The 19,115-nt window shown below is 61.8% G+C and carries 16 protein-coding genes; 12 read left to right on the top strand and 4 right to left on the bottom strand.

What is annotated here, in order from left to right; all coding sequences use genetic code 11:
* Window positions 1-7 precede the first annotated feature (7 nt).
* Complete coding sequence (ompR, locus tag ACLH0I_RS02355) at window positions 8-748, bottom strand: two-component system response regulator OmpR (RefSeq protein ID WP_003196691.1); 741 nt, start codon at window positions 746-748, stop codon at window positions 8-10.
* Window positions 749-1,106: 358 nt separating this feature from the next.
* On the opposite strand from ompR, the gene ACLH0I_RS02350 reads away from it, so the two are divergent.
* The 7 genes from ACLH0I_RS02350 (at window position 1,107) to tauD (ending at window position 9,436) form a co-directional block, all read left to right on the top strand.
* Window positions 1,107-3,431, top strand: coding sequence for a Tex family protein (locus ACLH0I_RS02350; RefSeq protein WP_411386195.1), 2,325 nt, complete (start codon window positions 1,107-1,109; stop codon window positions 3,429-3,431).
* Entirely contained in the window at window positions 3,431-3,814 is a 384-nt protein-coding gene (locus ACLH0I_RS02345) for a PaaI family thioesterase (RefSeq protein WP_411386194.1), read from the top strand. Before ACLH0I_RS02350 ends, ACLH0I_RS02345 begins: the two co-directional genes overlap by 1 nt.
* Window positions 3,815-4,083: 269 nt before the next feature.
* Window positions 4,084-5,667: a glutamate--cysteine ligase gene (gshA, locus tag ACLH0I_RS02340; protein WP_411386193.1), complete on the top strand. Its 1,584-nt coding sequence runs from the start codon at window positions 4,084-4,086 to the stop codon at window positions 5,665-5,667.
* Between the two features lie 247 nt (window positions 5,668-5,914).
* Complete coding sequence (tauA, locus tag ACLH0I_RS02335; RefSeq protein ID WP_186707306.1) at window positions 5,915-6,892, top strand: taurine ABC transporter substrate-binding protein; 978 nt, start codon at window positions 5,915-5,917, stop codon at window positions 6,890-6,892.
* 20 nt (window positions 6,893-6,912) lie between these two features.
* Window positions 6,913-7,707 (top strand): taurine ABC transporter ATP-binding subunit, encoded by a 795-nt coding sequence (tauB, locus tag ACLH0I_RS02330; RefSeq protein ID WP_186707307.1) that lies wholly within the window; start codon window positions 6,913-6,915, stop codon window positions 7,705-7,707.
* Window positions 7,704-8,543: a taurine ABC transporter permease TauC gene (gene tauC / locus ACLH0I_RS02325; protein WP_411386192.1), complete on the top strand. Its 840-nt coding sequence runs from the start codon at window positions 7,704-7,706 to the stop codon at window positions 8,541-8,543. Before tauB ends, tauC begins: the two co-directional genes overlap by 4 nt.
* A 50-nt stretch (window positions 8,544-8,593) precedes the next feature.
* Complete coding sequence (gene tauD / locus ACLH0I_RS02320) at window positions 8,594-9,436, top strand: taurine dioxygenase (RefSeq protein WP_411387450.1); 843 nt, start codon at window positions 8,594-8,596, stop codon at window positions 9,434-9,436.
* A 197-nt stretch (window positions 9,437-9,633) separates the two neighbouring features.
* Here tauD and mgrA read toward each other — a convergent pair whose 3' ends face one another.
* Entirely contained in the window at window positions 9,634-10,671 is a 1,038-nt protein-coding gene (gene mgrA / locus ACLH0I_RS02315; RefSeq protein WP_411386191.1) for an L-glyceraldehyde 3-phosphate reductase, read from the bottom strand.
* Between the two features lie 330 nt (window positions 10,672-11,001).
* Window positions 11,002-11,892 (bottom strand): LysR family transcriptional regulator, encoded by an 891-nt coding sequence (locus ACLH0I_RS02310; protein ID WP_250961832.1) that lies wholly within the window; start codon window positions 11,890-11,892, stop codon window positions 11,002-11,004.
* Between the two features lie 128 nt (window positions 11,893-12,020).
* On the opposite strand from ACLH0I_RS02310, the gene ACLH0I_RS02305 reads away from it, so the two are divergent.
* Window positions 12,021-12,761, top strand: coding sequence for an SDR family oxidoreductase (locus ACLH0I_RS02305; protein ID WP_186729766.1), 741 nt, complete (start codon window positions 12,021-12,023; stop codon window positions 12,759-12,761).
* A gap of 129 nt (window positions 12,762-12,890) precedes the next feature.
* On the opposite strand, the gene betT is transcribed toward ACLH0I_RS02305, so the two are convergent.
* A complete protein-coding gene (gene betT, locus ACLH0I_RS02300; protein ID WP_411387449.1) occupies window positions 12,891-14,852 on the bottom strand; it encodes a choline transporter BetT in 1,962 nt (653 codons plus the stop codon).
* Between the two features lie 665 nt (window positions 14,853-15,517).
* On the opposite strand from betT, the gene ACLH0I_RS02295 reads away from it, so the two are divergent.
* The 4 genes from ACLH0I_RS02295 (at window position 15,518) to tcyN (ending at window position 19,063) form a co-directional block, all read left to right on the top strand.
* Complete coding sequence (locus ACLH0I_RS02295; RefSeq protein WP_411387448.1) at window positions 15,518-16,516, top strand: D-cysteine desulfhydrase; 999 nt, start codon at window positions 15,518-15,520, stop codon at window positions 16,514-16,516.
* A gap of 316 nt (window positions 16,517-16,832) precedes the next feature.
* On the top strand, window positions 16,833-17,633 hold the full coding sequence (gene tcyJ, locus ACLH0I_RS02290) for a cystine ABC transporter substrate-binding protein (RefSeq protein WP_186707313.1): 801 nt from the start codon (window positions 16,833-16,835) through the stop codon (window positions 17,631-17,633).
* Window positions 17,633-18,298 (top strand): cystine ABC transporter permease, encoded by a 666-nt coding sequence (tcyL, locus tag ACLH0I_RS02285; RefSeq protein WP_186707314.1) that lies wholly within the window; start codon window positions 17,633-17,635, stop codon window positions 18,296-18,298. Before tcyJ ends, tcyL begins: the two co-directional genes overlap by 1 nt.
* A gap of 3 nt (window positions 18,299-18,301) precedes the next feature.
* Entirely contained in the window at window positions 18,302-19,063 is a 762-nt protein-coding gene (gene tcyN, locus ACLH0I_RS02280; protein ID WP_186707315.1) for an L-cystine ABC transporter ATP-binding protein TcyN, read from the top strand.
* Window positions 19,064-19,115 lie beyond the last annotated feature (52 nt).

The raw sequence follows: 19,115 nt of genomic DNA, 5'->3' as shown, positions 1-19,115 counted from the left end.
TCGCCGATCACTTGCTGGCGGCGCCATCCGGCACGAACACGTAACCGACGCCCCAGACGGTCTGGATGTACCGCGGCTTGGAAGGATCGGGCTCGATCATCCGGCGCAGGCGGGAAATCTGCACGTCGATGGAGCGCTCCAGCGCATCCCACTCACGGCCACGGGCCAGGTTCATCAGTTTGTCGCGGGTCAGCGGCTGGCGGGCGTTCATCACCAGGGCCTTGAGCACGGCGAACTCACCGGTGGTGAGCATGTGGACCTCATCGCCGCGCTTGAGCTCGCGGGTGGCCAGGGACAGTTCATAGTCGCCGAAGGTCACGCTTTCGTCTTCGCTGCCCGGCGCACCCGGCACCGGTGCCGACTGGCGACGCAGCACCGCCTTGACGCGGGCCATCAGCTCGTCGGGGTTGAACGGCTTGGCCAGGTAATCGTCGGCGCCCAGTTCAAGGCCCTTGATACGGCTCAGCTCGTCGCCCTTGGCGGTGAGCATGATGATCGGGATCTGGTTGTTGGCGCCGCGCAGGCGGCGGCAGGCAGTCAGGCCGTCTTCGCCGGGTAGCATCAGGTCGAGTACGACCAGATTGAACACTTCACGGGCCAGCAACCGGTCCATTTGCTCGGTGTTCGGGACGGTGCGGGCGCGGTAGCCCTTGCTGACGAAAAAACGCTCCAGCAGGCTGCTCAGCCCTGGATCGTCGTCAACAATCAGAATTTTTTCGCCTTCAGCAGTTTGTGCAGTGCTGCTCATAGGAAGCTCCTTTGATCTCGGCGCGCATTATGGCCTAGCTGCCGTTATACGTACCGTGTGCATTGTTAGCAGATTTTTCCTCGATCTCCAGCAAACCTCCCATCAAAGCCACATTCCACAACGCCCCCGAACAGCGGAACGCTGGTTATAATGCGCGGCCCTTTGTGCCAGGGCAGACCGGATCGCCGGATCGGCGCCGCGCCTTATTATCTTTGGCCAGGCAGCACTTTTTGAATTTCGCGGGTCAACAGGCAGCCTTTTGACCCAGGCAGCGGCGCATGCCAGGCCGCTCAACCAGTCTCGCCGAGCCCCGTTTGCGCGGTGGCGAGCCTGATTTCACAATTTGTCAGGTGGTTTTATGGACAGCATCAACAGCCGCATCGCCGAGGAACTCGGTGTACGCCCACAACAGGTCGAAGCGGCCGTCGCGCTACTCGATGAAGGCTCCACGGTGCCTTTCATCGCCCGTTACCGGAAAGAAGTGACCGGCAGCCTCGATGACACCCAATTGCGGCATCTGGAAGAGCGCCTGCGCTACCTGCGAGAACTCGACGAACGGCGCATCAGCATCCTTGCCAGCATCCAGGAGCAGGGCAAGCTGACCCCGCAACTCGAGCGCGACATCAAGTTGGCCGACACCAAGACCCGTCTCGAAGACTTGTACCTGCCCTACAAGCAAAAGCGCCGCACCAAGGGCCAGATCGCTCTGGAAGCCGGCCTCGGCGAGTTGGCCGACGGTCTGTTCAACGACCCGACCCTGGCCCCGGAAACCGAAGCCGCGCGCTTCGTCGATGCCGAAAAAGGCGTGGCGGACGTGAAGGCGGCGCTGGAAGGCGCCAAGTACATCCTCATGGAGCGTTTCGCCGAAGACGCCAACCTGCTGGAAAAGCTGCGCAGCTACCTCAAGCAGGAAGCCACCCTCAGCGCCCGGGTCATCGCCGGCAAGGAAGAGGAAGGCGCGAAGTTCCGCGACTACTTCGAACACGACGAGCCGCTCAAGAGCATGCCGTCCCACCGCGCCCTGGCGATTTTCCGTGGTCGCAACGAAGGCATCCTCAGTTCCGCCCTGAAGGTCGGCGAAGAACTGCCCGGCACCATGCACCCGTGCGAAGGCATGATCGGCCAGCAGTTTGGCATCCAGAACCAGAACCGCGCCGCCGACAAATGGCTGGCCGAAGTGGTGCGCTGGACCTGGAAGGTCAAGCTCTATACCCATCTGGAAACCGACCTGCTGGGCGAGTTGCGCGACAACGCCGAGACCGAGGCGATCAACGTGTTCGCCCACAACCTGCACGACCTGCTGCTGGCCGCGCCGGCCGGGCCGCGCGCCACCCTGGGCCTTGACCCGGGCCTGCGCACCGGTTGCAAGGTGGCCGTAGTGGATTCCACCGGCAAACTGCTGGACCACGCCACGGTCTACCCGCACGTGCCGCACAACAAGTGGGACCAGACCCTCGCCGTGCTCGCCGCCCTGTGCGCCAAGCATTCGGTGGACCTGATCGCCATCGGCAACGGCACCGCCAGCCGTGAGACCGACAAGCTGGCCGCCGAGCTGATCAAGAAATACCCAGCCATGAAGATGACCAAGGTCATGGTCTCCGAGGCCGGCGCTTCGGTTTACTCGGCGTCGGAACTGGCTTCCAAGGAATTCCCGGACCTGGATGTGTCGATCCGTGGCGCGGTGTCCATCGCCCGTCGCCTGCAGGATCCACTGGCAGAGCTGGTGAAGATCGACCCTAAATCCATCGGTGTCGGCCAGTACCAGCACGACGTCTCCCAACTGAAACTGGCGCGCGGCCTGGACGCCGTGGTGGAAGATTGCGTGAACGCCGTGGGCGTGGACGTTAACACCGCTTCGGTGGCGCTGTTGGCGCGCATTTCCGGCCTGAACGCCACGCTGGCGCAGAACATCGTCACCCACCGTGACGAACACGGCGCGTTCAAGACCCGCGCCGCGCTGAAGAAGGTTCCACGCCTGGGCGAGAAAACCTTCGAACAGGCCGCCGGTTTCCTGCGAGTCATGAATGGCGACAATCCGCTGGACTCGTCGGCGGTCCACCCTGAAGCCTACCCGCTGGTGCAACGTATCGCCGCCCAGACCGACCGCGACATCCGCTCGCTGATCGGTGATGCCGCGTTCCTCAAGCGCCTGGATCCGAAGAAATTCACCGACGAAACCTTCGGCCTGCCGACCGTGACCGACATCCTGCAAGAACTGGAGAAACCGGGCCGCGACCCGCGTCCCGAGTTCAAGACCGCCGAGTTCCAGGACGGCGTCGAAGACCTCAAGGACCTGCAACCGGGCATGATCCTCGAAGGCGTAGTGACCAACGTCACCAACTTCGGTGCCTTCGTCGATATCGGCGTGCACCAGGACGGTCTGGTACACATCTCGGCCTTGTCCGAGAAGTTCATCAAGGACCCGCGCGAAGCGGTGAAGGCCGGTGATGTGGTGAAAGTGAAGGTCATGGAAGTCGACATCCCGCGCAAACGCGTCGGCCTGTCGATGCGCATGAGCGACACGCCGGGCGAGAAAGTCGACGGTGCCCGTGGTGCGCGTCCTGGCTCGACGCCACGCCAGTCGCAAAACACCGCGCCACGCAAGGAAACCGCCACCGCAGCCCCGGCGAACAACGCCATGGCTTCGTTGTTCGCCAATGCCAAGCAGTTGAAGAAACGCTGATGGACGCACCGGCCGGGTTGGTGGAGAGCGCGTTCTTCAAGCTGCTCGGCTGCCGTCTGCAGAGCCTTGGGGATGGGGTGGCGCAAGTCGCCCTGAGCCTCAAGCCGCCGTTGCGCAACCGCGGCGGCAAGCTGCACGGCGGCGCGCTGTTCAGCTTGGTGGACATTGCCATGGGACTGGCCTGCTCCAGTGTCCATGGCTTTGACCAGCAGAGCGCGACCATCGAATGCAAGATCAATTACATTCGCGCCGTGTCCGACGGCGACGTGTTGTGCACCGCCCGGGTCATCCACCCCGGCCGGCGCACGCTGGTGGTCGAGGCCGAGGTGGTGCAAGGCGACAAACTGGTCGCAAAAGCGCAAGGCACGTTCGCTGTCCTATAGCTCCCTGTCATCGATTTGAGTTAATTTCGATGCCATGAATACCGCGCCGAAACCCCTTGTGGGAGCGAGCTTGCTCGCGATAGCGGTGGACCAGTCAATATAAAGTTGACTGACATACCGCTATCGCGAGCAAGCTCGCTCCCACAGTAAGGTTGCGGTGGCTGGCTTTTGGCACAAAAACCAGGCGAAAACGCCAGTTTTAACTTCACCCTTGTAGACCGTCTTGCCCACCCCCATATTGGGGCGACTGACGCGTGAAGGAATTCAACTTGAGCGACCTTTTAAACCGCCGCCTGGCCCTGCTCGGCGAGCGCGCCAACCTCTCCCTGCTCGAACAGTGCCTGCACGGCATCGAGCGTGAATGCCTGCGCGTCACTGGCGATGGGCGCCTGGCGCAGACCCCGCATCCCAAGGCCCTGGGTTCGGCGCTGACCAACGAACAGATCACCACCGACTATTCCGAGTCGCTGCTGGAATTCATCACGCCGGCCCTGGCCGACCCGGCCGATACCCTGCGCAGCCTCGACAAGATCCACCGGTTTGCCTACAGCAAGCTCGGCGACGAGTACTTGTGGAGCCCCTCGATGCCGTGCCCGTTGCCGGCGGAAGAAGACATCCCGATCGCGTATTACGGCACCTCGAATATCGGTCGGCTCAAGTACGTCTATCGCCAGGGCCTGGCCCTGCGCTACGGCAAGACCATGCAGTGCATTGCCGGTATCCACTACAACTTTTCCCTGCCGGAAAAACTCTGGCCGCTGCTCCGGCAGGACGAAGCCGCCGATGTGAGCGACCGTGACTTCCAGTCGTCAGCCTACATCGCACTGATCCGCAATTTCCGCCGCTACAGCTGGTTGCTGATGTACCTGTTCGGTGCCTCGCCGGCCCTGGACATCGGTTTCCTGCGAGGCCGTCCGCACCAGTTGGAGCAGTTGGATCCGGACACCTTGTACCTGCCCTACGCCACCAGCCTGCGCATGAGCGACCTGGGTTACCAAAGCAACGCCCAAGCCGGCCTCACGCCGTGCTACAACGACCTGGCGAGCTACACCGACAGCCTGCGCAAAGCGGTGGCGACGCCCTACGCACCGTACGTCGAAGTCGGCACGCACCAGAACGGCGAGTGGGTGCAGCTCAACACCAACATCCTGCAGATCGAAAACGAGTACTACTCCAACATCCGCCCCAAACGCGTGACCTACACTGGCGAGCGGCCGATCCAGGCCTTGATGGCCCGGGGTATCCAGTACGTCGAAGTGCGTTGCCTGGACATCAACCCGTTCCTGCCGATGGGCATCGACCTCACCGAGTCGCGCTTCCTCGATGCGTTCCTGCTGTATTGCGGCCTCAACGACAGCCCGCAGCTGGAAAACAACGAATGCGGCAACGCCACCAGCAACTTCCTGACCGTGGTCAAGGAAGGCCGCAAGCCTGGCCTGCAATTGCAGCGTCAGGGCCAAGCGGTGGATATGCAGGCCTGGGCCGTCGAATTGCTGGAAAAAATCGCCCCGCTGGCCTCGTTGCTCGACCAGAGCCAGGGTGGCGATGCCCACCGCCAGGCCCTGGACGCGCAACTGGCGAAAGTCCGCGATCCGTCCTTGACCCCTTCCGCCCAGGTGCTGGCCGCCATGGCCGAACACCAGGAAAGCTTCGCCCAGTTCTCCCTGCGCCAGAGCAAGGCCCACGCCGAATTCTTCCGCGCCGAGCCGTTGCCTGCCCAGGAGCAAGCGACGTTCGAGGAAACTGCCCGTAAGTCATTGGTCCAGCAGGCCGAGCTGGAACAGAACGAGGTGGGGGATTTCGATGTGTTCGTGGGCTCGTATCAGGCGAGCATCCTGGCGATCAGTAACTGACTCCCCGCTGGCGAGAACGCTTTTGTGGCGAGGGAGCTTGCTCCCGCTCGGCTGCGCAGCAGTCGTAAAAACGGGCCTGCTGCGCAGTCCAGCGGGAGCAAGCTCCCTCGCCACAAAGGGTACTGGTCGGTTCCAATAGATTTTTTCGAAAATAAGCTCATTCGAAAAAGTTATTTATTTTCCAATTCTTAGATCATTTAGTCTCCTCCAACGCCGAACTCCCGGCGGCCTGTTGAGGAGTTTCCCCATGTCTTTGCGCTTCCCCCTTCGCCTTCTCGCAGCCGCCTCCCTGGCTGCAACGAGTCTTTTTGCCCAGGCGGCCGACCTGACTGTCGCCTACCAGACCACCGTCGACCCGGCCAAAGTCGCCCAGGCCGATGGCGCCTATGAAAAAGCCACCCAAGCCAAGATCGACTGGCGCAAGTTCGACAATGGCGCCGACGTCATCACCGCCATCGCCTCGGGCGATGTGCAAATCGGCTACCTCGGTTCCAGCCCTTTGACCGCGGCCATTACCCGCCAGGTCCCGGTGGAAACCTTCCTCATCGCCACGCAGATCGGCGCCGCCGAAGCCTTGGTGGTGCGTGACGGTTCCGGCATCAATTCGCCAAAAGACCTGATCGGCAAGAAAATCGCCGTGCCGTTCGTCTCCACGGGCCACTACAGCCTGCTCGCCGCGTTGAAACACTGGAACATCGACCCGTCGACAGTCACCGTGCTCAACCTGGCGCCACCGGCCATCATCGCTGCCTGGAAGCGTGGCGACATCGACGCCACTTATGTCTGGGACCCGGCCCTGGGCGTGGCCAAGGAAAACGGCAAGGTGCTGATCACCTCCGCGGAGCTGGCCAAGTTCGGCGCACCGACCTTCGACGCCTGGATCGTGCGCAAGGACTTCGCCCAGAAGCATCCCGAGATTGTCACCGCCTTCGCTAAAGTGACCCTGGACGCCTACGCCCAGTACCGCAAGGACCCACAGGCCTGGCTGGCCGATGCGTCCAACGTCGACAAACTGGTGAAGCTTTCCGGCGCCAAGGCCAGCGATATCCCGCTGTTGCTGCAAGGCAACGTCTTCCCCTTGGCAGCCGATCAGGTCGTGAGCCTCGGCGCACCGACTACCCAAGCCATCACCGACACCGCAGCGTTCCTGAAGGAACAAGGCAAGGTCGACGCCGTGCTGCCGGACTACGCACCGTACGTCAGCGCCAAATACATCACTCGCTGATCGAAAAAGGGAGACACGCGATGGCCTTGCTACAGCTGGAGCGCATCAGCGCACAGTACCCCGGCGCGACGGAACCGGTGCTGGCGGATATATCCCTGACCCTGGGGCCGAAGCAATTGCTGGTTGCCCTCGGCCCGTCCGGCAGCGGCAAGACCTCGCTGTTGAACCTGATTGCCGGGTTCGTCGAGCCCAGCGCCGGACAGATCACCCTCGACGGCACACCCGTCAAGGGCCCGGGCGCCGAGCGCGGCGTGGTGTTCCAGGACGATGCGCTGCTGCCTTGGCAGGACGTGTTGGCAAACGTTGGGTTCGGCCTGGAACTGGCCGGGGTCGCCAAGCAAACGCGCGAAGCCCGGGCTCGGGAAATGCTGGCACTGGTGGACCTGGCCGGCTTCGAGCAACGCCGCGTCTGGCAGCTCTCCGGCGGCCAGAAACAACGTGTTGGCCTGGCCCGGGCATTGGCGGCCGACCCTCGCGTGCTGTTGATGGACGAACCGTTCGGTGCCCTGGACGCCTTCACCCGCGAGCAGATGCAGGAACTGTTGCTGCAGGTCTGGCAGCGCACTGCCAAGCCGGTGTTCCTGATCACCCATGACATTGAAGAAGCCGTGTTCCTTGCCACTGACTTGATTCTGCTGGCACCGAACCCGGGGCAGATCGTCGAGCGCCTGAGCCTGGATTTCGGCCAGCGCTACGGGGCCGGGGAATCGGCGCGGTCGATCAAGTCCGACCCGCGCTTCATCGAAACCCGCGAGCACGTGCTCGCCAAAGTGTTCTCCCAACGCAGCACCACTCGGCCACAGGAGCGCGCATGAGCAGCTATGAAATTCCAGCGGTGGTCCGTGACGCGGCGACCAAGCCCACGGCCCGTGGCTTGAGACCCCACCTGAGCACGCGCTGGATCAGCGGCTTGACCCTGATCGCCTTGCTGGCGATCTGGTGGGCCGTCACCGCCAGCGGCCTGATCGAACCGCTGTTCCTGCCCTCACCGTCGGCCGTGCTGGAAAAAGGCTGGCTGCTGGCGACTCGCGGCTACATGGATTCCACCCTCTGGCAGCACTTGGCCGCCAGCCTTGAACGCATTGGCCTGGGACTGTTGTTCGCGGTGCTGACGGCGGTGCCGGTGGGCATCGCCATCGGCACCAACCGCATCGCGCGCGGCGTGCTCGATCCGTTGATCGAGTTCTACCGGCCGATTCCACCGTTGGCGTACCTGCCGTTGATCGTAATCTGGTGCGGCATCGGCGAGCTGTCGAAGGTGCTGCTGATCTACCTGGCGATCTTCGCCCCGATCGCCATTGCCACCGCCACCGGCGTGCGCACCGTCGACCGGACCAAGCTGCGCGCGGCGCAATCGTTGGGTGCCACGCGGGCCCAGTTGATTCGCCATGTGATCGTGCCCAGTGCCCTGCCGGACATTCTCACCGGCATTCGCATTGGCCTGGGCGTGGGTTGGTCGACGCTGGTGGCCGCCGAACTGATTGCCGCCACCAGTGGCCTGGGGTTCATGGTGCAGTCGGCGGCGCAGTTCCTCGTTACTGACGTGGTGGTGCTGGGCATCCTGGTGATCGCACTGATCGCCTTCGCCATGGAAATGGGCCTGCGCGCCCTGCAACGCAAACTGGTGCCGTGGCACGGCCAGACCCATTGATATCCAATGACCACGCCGACCATTCGGCGCCCCAGACCGAGAACATTGCGATGAACCGTCCGACCATTACGCCTTTGAGCACCGCCCTCGGCGCGCAGATCGATGGGATCGACACCAGCCAGCCGCTGAGCCTGGCGGATCGCGACACCGTTGAGCAGGCGCTGCTTGAGCATCAGGTATTGTTTTTCCGCGACCAGCCGATCGAGCCGCCCCAGCAGGCACGCTTCGCCGCGTATTTTGGCGACCTGCACATTCATCCGATCTACCCCAACGTGCCGGAGCAGCCCGAAGTATTGGTGCTCGACACCGCCGTCACCGATGTGCGCGACAACGCCGTGTGGCACACCGACGTGACCTTTCTCCCGACGCCCGCCCTGGGCGCGGTGCTCAGTGCCAAGCTGCTACCGACGGTGGGTGGCGATACGTTGTGGGCCAGTGGCATCGCCGCCTACGAAGCCTTGTCGACGCCCATGAAACGTTTGCTGGAAGGCCTGACGGCGACCCACGATTTCACCCGCTCGTTTCCGTTGGAGAGGTTTGGCAATAGCGCCGAGGACCTCGCGCGCTGGGAAGAAGCACGGCGAAAAAAACCGCCGCTGTCCCATCCGGTGATCCGCACTCATCCGGTGAGCGGGCGACGGTCGCTGTTCGTCAATGAAGGCTTCACCACGCGCATCAACGAGCTGTCGGACACCGAGAGCGAGGTGATCCTGAAACTGCTCTTCGCCCACGCCACCCGCCCGGAGTTCACCCTGCGCTGGCGCTGGCAGGTCAACGACGTGGCGTTCTGGGACAACCGCGTCACCCAGCATTTTGCCGTGGACGACTACCGCCCTGCCCGGCGGGTGATGCACCGGGCGACGGTGTTGGGGGATGTACCGTTTTTCAGGTGAGTGTCTTGCCCGAATGGTTTCCGGGGTAACGCATATCCCCGTGGCGAGGGAGCTTGCTCCCGCTCGACTGCGCAGCAGTCGCAAAACCTGTCCCACTGCTTTTCCTGATACGCAGTGTTGAATGGGTTTGGGGTCGCTTCGCGGCCCAGCGGGAGCAAGCTCCCTCGCCACAGGGATTTGTGTGCACCCTACTTGCGTTACTCAGCCGACGAAGGCTTCTCCCAAAGATTGATCCCGCCTTCCTGGGCAAACCGGTCGATCTCGGCCAGTTCGTCGGCGCTGAAATTCAAATTCTGCAACGCCGCGACGTTCTCGATGATCTGCTCCGGCCGGCTGGCGCCGATCAGGGCGGAGGTGATCCGTGGGTCGCGCAAAGTCCAGGCCAGGGCCATCTGGGCCAGGCTCTGGCCGCGTCGCTGGGCGATCTCATTGAGCGCTCGCACGTGGGCAAGGTTCTCCTGCGACAAGTGCGAAGCCTGCAACGAACCGCCCCCCGGACGATTCACCCGGGCATCGGCCGGAACACCCTTGAGGTACTTGTCGGTCAGCAGGCCTTGGGCCAATGGCGTGAAGGCGATCACACCCGTACCCAATTCCTCGGTGGCATCCAGCAGGTCTTTTTCCACCCAGCGGTTGAGCAGGTTGTAGGCCGGCTGGTGAATCAGCAATGGGACTTTCCATTCCTTGAGCAGCGCCGCCATTTCCCGGGTCTTCACTCCGGAATACGAGGAAATGCCGATGTACAGCGCCTTGCCCTGCTGCACCGCAGTGGCCAGCGCACTGGCGGTTTCTTCCAGGGGCGTATCGGGGTCGAAACGGTGGGAATAAAAGATATCCACATAGTCCAGCCCCAGGCGCTGCAGGCTCTGGTCGAGGCTGGCCAGCACATATTTGCGCGAGCCCCCGCCCTGGCCGTAAGGCCCCGGCCACATGTCCCAACCGGCCTTGCTGGAGATGATCAACTCATCGCGGTACTGCTTGAAGTCTTCACGTAGCAAGCGGCCAAAATTGATTTCGGCGCTGCCGTAGGGCGGGCCGTAATTGTTCGCCAGGTCGAAATGGTTGATGCCCAGGTCGAACGCCGTGCGCAGCAAGGCGCGCTGGGTGTCGATGGGCGTGCTGTCGCCAAAGTTATGCCACAACCCCAGCGACAACGCCGGCAGCACCAGCCCGCTGCGCCCGACGCGGCGGTAAGGAATGGACTCGTAGCGGTTTTGCGCAGCGGTGTAGGTCATCGAAAAGGCTCTCTGTTCGGACGGCTGGAGGCAGAAACTAACATTTCACAGACGCCTCGGTCAGGCGGAAAGTTCGCGAATCAGGTGTGGGAGCGAGCTTGCTCGCGAACGCATCTGCCCAGACAACCCAGAACCCGTGGCGAGGGAGCTTGCTCCCGCTGGCCTGCGCAGCAGGGCCCCAGCATGCTGACAGGCAGAACGCGTTGTTTGATTTTACGACTGCTGCGCAGCCGAGCGGGAGCAAGCTCCCTCGCCACAGGGGCTTGGCAATGGCCGGAATTGGGTACCCATCCCACAGGGTTTTGCAGTGCGAGGAAATCGGGGACCACGTTAACGCGCCTGCGCAAACACCTCCGCCACCCAATCCACGAACACGCGAACCCGCGGCGACATGAGTCGGTTGTGCGGATAGAGCACTGACACCGGCATGGACGGTGGTGGGGTGTTGGTGAGGACCTCCTGCATCAGGCCCTGCCGGATCGGCTCTTCCATTCGGTAATGCGGGCATTGGATCAGGCCCAGGCCGGCGATGGCCGAGGCGGCGTAGATTTCCGCGCCGGACACCGACAACGTGCCCCCGATCGGTACCTCCTTGAGTTCGCCATCGACCATGAACTCAAACGGATAGAGCTTGGCGGTGGTCCGCGAGACGTAATTCACTGCCCGGTGATGTTTCAAGTCATCGAGGCTCTTCGGCTCGCCGTACTGGCGCAGGTAACCGGGACTGGCACAGGTGATCTGCCGAAGATTGGCGACACGCCGGCCAATCAATGAAGAGTCCGCGAGCGAACCGGAGCGCAGCACGCAATCGACGCCTTCGGCAATCAGGTCGACGAAACGATCTGCTTCGCTGATGAACAGTTCTATTTCGGGGTAGCGGGCCATGAATTGCGGCAACGCCGGAATCACGAAATACCTGGCCTGGGTGCCATGCAGGTCCACCCTCAGTTTGCCTTTTGGCGCCACGCCGCGAAACGCCAGCTCGGCTTCTTCCAGCTCCGCCAGCAACTGCACGCAACGCGGGTAATAGGCTTCGCCGTCGAGGGTCGGGCGCACCTTGCGGGTGCTGCGCTCCAGCAAACGCACGCCCAGCCAGGCTTCGAATTGGTTGAGTGTGTGGGTCAGCGTGGCCCGGGGCATGTTCAGGTCTTCAGCGGCCAGAGTGAAACTGCTGCGCTCGTAGATGCGGACAAACACTCTCATTGCCTTGACCTGATCCATCTGAATCCTGCGCTCTGATTGTTGGGAAATGTTGAACAGTCAAGGCAACTTTCCGGCATTTATCGTCAAGAGTAAACATGTGAATCTGGCTTCAACGACTCAAGCCTCAACAACAAAGGAACCCTCACATGACTGTTCAAAACTCGAAAGTTGCCATCGTGACCGGCGCCTCCCGCGGCATCGGCGCCGAAATCGCCAAGCACCTGGCCAGCGAAGGCTTCGCCGTTGTCGTCAATTACGCCAATAGCGCCAGCGAAGCGTCCAAGCTGGTGGTGCAATTGCGCCAGGCCGGCCACCAAGCCATAGCGGTCAAGGCCGACGTGTCATCTGCCGCCGATGTGCGTCGGTTGTTCGATGAGACCGAAGCGCAGTTGGGCAAGGTCGATGTGTTGATCAACAACGCCGGCATCCTCCAAGTGATGCCCCTGGCGCAGCACAGCGACGAGTTGTTCGACCAGACGTTCGCCATCAACACCCGTGGCACCTTCAACACCCTGCGCGAAGCCGCGACCCGCCTGAACGACGGTGGCCGGATCGTGAATTTTTCCAGTAGCACCGTAGGCCTGAACCTGCCCGGCTACTCGGTGTACATCGCCAGCAAGGCGGCGGTGGAATCCTTGACCCAGGTATTTGCCAAGGAACTGCGCGGTCGCCAGATCACGGTCAATGCCGTAGCTCCCGGCCCGGTCGCCACTGAGTTGTTCATGCACGGCAAGAGTGAGGAGCAAGTGCAACACTACGCCAAGATGCCGCCCCTGGAGCGCCTCGGCCAGCCGCAGGACATTGCCAGCATCATCGCGTTCCTGGTGAGCCCGGCCGCTGGATGGGTGAATGGCCAGATCTTGCGGGCCAACGGTGGGCTGGTCTGAGACTTTTTCCCGCGTCGCCAGTCAAGGCGCTATCGCGAGCAAGCTCGCTCCCACAGGGAACCACTTAACCCTGTGGGAGCGAGCTTGCTCGCGATGAGGCCGGTGAAGATGGAAGATCTGGCGCCTCGGTCACCGCACCAAATGCAGGAACTGCAGGTGCCGCTCGTACTGGTCGAGGATGTCGTTGATGACTTGCTCCTTGGTGTAGCCCACCAGGTCGTAATCCTGGCTGCCTTCGCTCAAGTGCACCTCGGCGCGGTAGTAACGACGGTTGTTCAATTGCTTGGACCCCATGCCGCCACGGGCGAAGGACGGCGTGAAGTAGCCGCGCATCTGCACCTGGTAGATGAACGGATGCTGCTCGCCATGGCCAATCTCCAGGCTGACGCTGTCGTTGGCCGGGTCGGGCTGGGTCACCACCGTCAGGCCCTTCTCGGCAAACACCGCGGTCACTTCTTCAATGGCCGGGCGCACCGTGGTGTCGAGGAAACGGTACACCTCATCACGGGACGGGAAATGCACCGCCTGGCTCAAGCGTTGGCGCCAGCCGCCCGTGCCCCGACGTGAACCCGAGACCGGTGCCAGGGAATGCAATTGTGCGATCTGCTTCTGGGATTCCAGGTAGAACGCCTTGTGCAGGCCCCACATCATCAGCAAGAGAATCAGCGAGAACGGCAGGGACGTCAGCACCACCGCCGACTTCAAGGCATCAATGCTGCCGGAGAACAACAACGCACTGGTCACCAGGGCGGTCATCGCGCCCCAGAACACTCGCAACCATTTCGGCCCGTCCTCGTCGGGGTTGCCACCCTTGGCCGACAGCGTCGACAGCACCACGGTGCCTGAGTCGGCGGACGTGACGAAAAACACGAAGCTGATGAACACCGTGACCGCGATGACGGTCTTGCTCCAGGGGTAGGTCTCCAGCAGCAGGTAAAGGCTCATCGATGGGTTTTCCAAGGCGGACATGCCCAAGGCACTCATGCCGTGGTTCAACACCTGGTCGATGGCGCTGTTGCCGAAGATCGACATCCACGCCAAGGTGAACCCCAGGGGAATCAGCAGCACACCAAAGACAAATTCACGGATGGTGCGACCGCGGGAAATCCGGGCGATGAACAGCCCCACGAACGGCGACCACGCGATCCACCAGGCCCAGTAGAACACCGTCCAGCCACCCAGCCAGTCGCTGGGTTCGTTGTAGGCATACAGGTCGAAACTCTTCATCGGCAGGGCGCCGAGGTAATCGCCGATGTTCTGGATCAAGGTGTTGAGCAAATGCTGGGTCGGGCCGGCGAACAACACGAACAGCAACAACGCGCAGGCCAGCAGCATGTTGATGTCGGACATGACCCGCACGCCCTTGTCGACGCCGGCCACGGCGACGATGATCGCCGCCCCCATCATCAGCACGATCAGGCCGACCTGAATCCATTGGGTATGGGCGATGCCGAACAGATAATCGAGCCCGGAATTGAGGTGCAGCACACCAAAGCCCATGTCCGCGCCGAGGCCGAACACCGTCGCGATAATGCCGAAGCCGTCCACGGCGTAACCGATGGGACCGTTGATGCGCTTGCCGATCAGCGGGTAAAGCGCCGAGCGCAGGGCCAGCGGCAAATTGTGCCGGTAGGCGAAGTACGCCAGGGCCATGCCGACGAACGCAAAAACGCCCCAGCCATGCAGGCCCCAGTGCAAGAACAAGATCTGCATGGCCTGGCGCGCTGCCTCCGCGGTACCGGCTTCGCCCTGGGGTGGTTGCACCATGTGAGTGAGTGGCTCGGACACGCAGAAGAAAAACAGCGTGATGCTGATGCCGGCGGCGAACAACATGCCGGCCCAGGACAGATAACTGAATTCGGGCTCGTCGTGGTCGGCACCGAGCTTGATCTTGCCGTAGCCGGACAAGGCGGTGACCACCACGAAGACCAGATACAGCGTCATCGCCAGCATGTAGTACCAGCCGACCGTATTGGCCGCCCAGTTCTGCGCCGCCAGCAACCAGGCGCCGGCCTGCGCGGGCATGGCGATCACCACCAGGCCGAACAGCAGAATGAAAGTCGCGGCGAAGTAAAAGACCGGCGGGTTCATGCGGACCAGGCCGCTGGGTGGAAGGGACGAAGCGCTCATGGACGAAGCACCTCGGGAAGCGAAAGGGCGGCAGTGAAATACGGACTCGGCAAAGGCAAGCCTCCTGTTGTGAGCGGGCAGCAAACCGACGGTTTAACTTGAATGAACGTTCAAGTTAAACATGAATAGGCAGCTAAGGACTAATCGCAGGGCTAAACGGCATGCTTCCTACACTAGCTTACGGGTGGGTATGACGGTGCCTGGGGAGCATTCGTTCAGCGTTCAAAGACATAAACACAGACCCTGTGGGAGCGAGCTTGCTCGCGATAGCGGTCGTTCAGCCGGCAAATTTATTTACTGATATGCCGCTATCGCGAGCAAGCTCGCTCCCACAGTGTTTGTTGTCGGCTGATTCATGGGGTGATGGCTTTTGTGGCGAGGGAGCTTGCTCCCGCTTGAGTGCGAAGCACTCATCGCTTTTTGGGGGCCGCTACGCGCCCCAGCGGGAGCAAGCGCCCTCGCCACGGAACGTGTACCGTTCTCTAAACCAGCCCGCCCCCACGGTCCGGCAACAAGACAAACCGACGACGGTGTCGCCAGATTCACGCTCGGACAAAAACATGCCGGTTGCCCCTGAATATCGGCGTGCCTATAGTCCAGGCATCGCCTACAACCAGTACGGACCCATGATCAAACAACAGCTGTCTCGCTTTAACCGTCTCGACCTGCTCGGCCATCCGACACCGCTGGAAAAACTCGACCGCCTCTCCACCTGGCTCGGCCGCGACCTCTATATCAAGCGCGACGACCTGACGCCCCTGGCCTTGGGCGGCAACAAGCTGCGCAAGCTCGAATACCTGGCCGCCGATGCCATCGCCCAGGGCGCCGATACCCTCATCACCGCCGGGGCGATCCAATCCAACCACGTGCGCCAGACCGCCGCCCTGGCCGCGAAGCTCGGCCTGGGTTGCGTGGCCTTGCTGGAAAACCCCATCGACACCGAAGACAGCAATTACCTGGGCAACGGTAACCGGCTGCTGCTGGAGCTGTTCGATGCCAAGGTCGAATTGGTGGCAAACCTGGACAATGCCGATGAGCAATTGCAGGCCCTCGCCGGTCGCCTGCGCAGCAATGGGAAAAAGCCCTACCTGGTGCCGATTGGAGGTTCGAACGCCTTGGGTGCGCTGGGTTATGTACGCGCCGGCCTGGAACTGGCCGAGCAGATCAAGGACACCGGGATCGAGTTCGCCGCCGTGGTATTGGCCTCGGGCAGTGCCGGGACCCACAGTGGCCTGGCGTTGGCCTTGAGCGAAAGCCTGCCGGCGCTTCCGGTCATTGGCGTCACGGTTTCGCGCAGCGAGGAAGACCAGTTTCCGAAGGTCCAGGGCCTGGCCGAGCGCACGGCCGCGTTACTCGAAGTCGCCCTTCCAGAAGCGTTCAAAGTGAACCTGTGGGAAGAGTATTTCGCCCCCCGCTACGGCGAACCGAACGCCGGGACACTGGCGGCGATCAAGCTGCTGGCCAGCCAGGAAGGGCTGTTGCTCGATCCGGTCTACACTGGCAAGGCCATGGCCGGCCTGCTTGACGGCGTGGGTCGCAACCGTTTCGACGAAGGCCCGATCATCTTCCTGCACACCGGCGGCGCACCGGCGCTGTTTGCCTATGACGCAGCGTTCCAGGCTTAGTGGAAGACTCGATGGAAGGCTTTTTGTGGGAGCGAGCTTGCTCGCGATAGCGGTCGATCAGCCGACAATTGTTTAACTGACATACCGCCATCGCGAGCAAGCTCGCTCCCACAGGCTTTTCATTCCAAATAAGCATAGATGCTTGATTTAATATTATTTTCCAATCTATAAAAGCCACCCTATAGTCTCGCCGCAGGCACATTTGCCGCGAGACGCCCAGGCTGCTTTAAGGCAGGATGTGGCAATCTTTTTGGATCGCGGCTACGCCTTATCTCAGCCAAAATAACCTCTTCATAAGAAAACACAGGGGCTTGTCATGAATTTTTCCGCATTACGTCGCAACCTGTTGGTGGGTTCGCTGGGCCTGGCATTGAGCGCCGGCCTGTTGGGGCAAGCGGTTGCCGGTGAGCAACTGCAGAAAATCAAGGATGCCGGTGAAATCAAGATCGGCTTGGAAGGCACTTATCCACCGTTCAGCTTCGTGGATGAAAGCGGCAAACTGACCGGCTTCGAAGTGGAGTTTTCCGAAGCCCTGGCCAAGGAGCTGGGTGTGAAGGTCAAGCTGCAGACCACCCCATGGGCGGGCATCCTCGCGGCGTTGGAATCCAAGCGTCTGGACGCCGTGGTCAACCAAGTGACCATCTCCGAGGAACGTAAGAAAAAATACGATTTCTCCGAGCCGTACACCGTTTCCGGGATTCAAGCGCTGGTCCTGACCAAGAAAGCAGCCGATCTGAACATCAAATCGGCAGCTGACCTAGGCGGTAAAAAAGTCGGCGTCGGCTTGGGCACCAATTACGAACAGTGGGTCAAAGCCAACGTACCCACCGCCGATGTGCGCACCTACGAAGATGACCCGACCAAGTTCCAGGATCTACGCGTAGGCCGCATTGACGCCATCCTGATCGATCGTCTGGCCGCGCTGGAATACGCCAAGAAAGCCAAGGACACGACGGCCGCCGGCGAAGCCTTCTCGCGCCAGGAATCCGGTATTGCCCTGCGCAAAGGCGAGCCTGAACTGCTGGCCGCCGTGAACAAAGCCATCGAAAAACTTCGCGCCGACGGTACGCTGAAAAAACTCTCGGAAAAATATTTCGACGCTGACGTCACCCAATAATGGAAGCAGCTCTTCAACTCGCGCTGGACTCCGCGCCCTTCTTGCTCAAGGGCGCGTACTACACGGTCATCCTCAGCCTCGGCGGCATGTTCTTCGGCTTGCTGCTGGGGTTCGGCCTGGCGCTGATGCGCCTGTCGCGTCTCAAGGTGATCAACTGGATCGCCCGCATGTACGTGTCGTTCTTTCGCGGCACGCCATTGCTGGTGCAGTTATTCCTGATCTACTACGGACTGCCGCAACTGGGCCTCGAACTTGACCCACTGCCGGCGGCGCTTATCGGTTTCTCGCTGAACATGGCTGCCTATGCGTGTGAAATCCTGCGGGCCGCCATCAGTTCCATCGAGCGCGGCCAGTGGGAAGCCGCGGCGAGTATTGGCATGACCCGTGCGCAGACCCTGCGCCGGGCCATCCTGCCGCAAGCCGCACGCACGGCCCTGCCACCGCTGGGCAACAGCTTCATTTCCCTGGTCAAGGACACCGCGCTGGCGGCGACCATCCAGGTACCGGAGCTGTTCCGCCAGGCGCAGTTGATCACCGCGCGAACCTTCGAAATCTTCACCATGTACCTTGCCGCCGCGCTGATCTACTGGGTTCTTGCCACCGTGCTCTCGCACCTGCAGAACGTATTGGAAGCCCGGGTCAATCGGCACGACCAGGAGTCCTGACCCATGATTGTCGTGGAAAAACTGACAAAGCAGTTCAAGGGTCAGGTGGTGCTCAACGGTATCGACCTGAAGATCGAAGAAGGCGAAGTGGTTGCGATCATCGGCCCCAGCGGCTCGGGCAAGACCACGTTCCTGCGCTGCCTGAACTTCCTCGAAGAGCCTACCAGCGGCCGGATCAAGGTCGGCGACATCGAGATCGATGGCAGTCGCCCGCTGAACCAGCAACAGGGCCTGGTGCGCCGCTTGCGCCAGCAGGTGGGCTTCGTGTTCCAAAACTTCAACCTGTTCCCCCATCGCACCGCGTTGGAAAACGTCACCGAAGGCCCGCAGGTGGTGAAGAAGGTTCCCCGGGCCGAAGCCGAAGCCCTGGGGCGCAAGCTGTTGGCCAAGGTCGGACTGGCCGGCAAGGAGGACGCCTACCCACGGCGCCTTTCCGGCGGCCAGCAACAGCGCGTGGCGATTGCCCGGGCGCTGGCGATGGAGCCGGCGGTGATCCTGTTCGACGAGCCAACCTCGGCCCTCGATCCGGAACTGGTAGGCGAGGTCCTGGCAACCATCCGTGGCCTGGCCGAAGAAAAACGCACCATGGTCATCGTGACCCACGAAATGGGCTTTGCCCGGGACGTGGCCAACCGTGTGGTGTTTTTCGACAAAGGCGTGATCGTCGAACAAGGCGAAGCCAAGGCCTTGTTTGCAGCGCCCAAGGAAGAACGCACGCGACAGTTCCTCAGCAAGTTCCTCTCTGCCGGACACGGCGATCAGTAAGTAAGTGTGCATCACTTCCAGGGATGGAAGTCATGCCATTACACAACTAACG

Origin of the sequence: Pseudomonas sp. MPB03 (assembly GCF_046605385.1) — a bacterium.
Taxonomy (GTDB): domain Bacteria; phylum Pseudomonadota; class Gammaproteobacteria; order Pseudomonadales; family Pseudomonadaceae; genus Aquipseudomonas; species Aquipseudomonas zanjanensis.
Note: the sequence above shows the minus strand (reverse complement) of the source record. Positions and strands in the feature narration are given on the sequence as shown.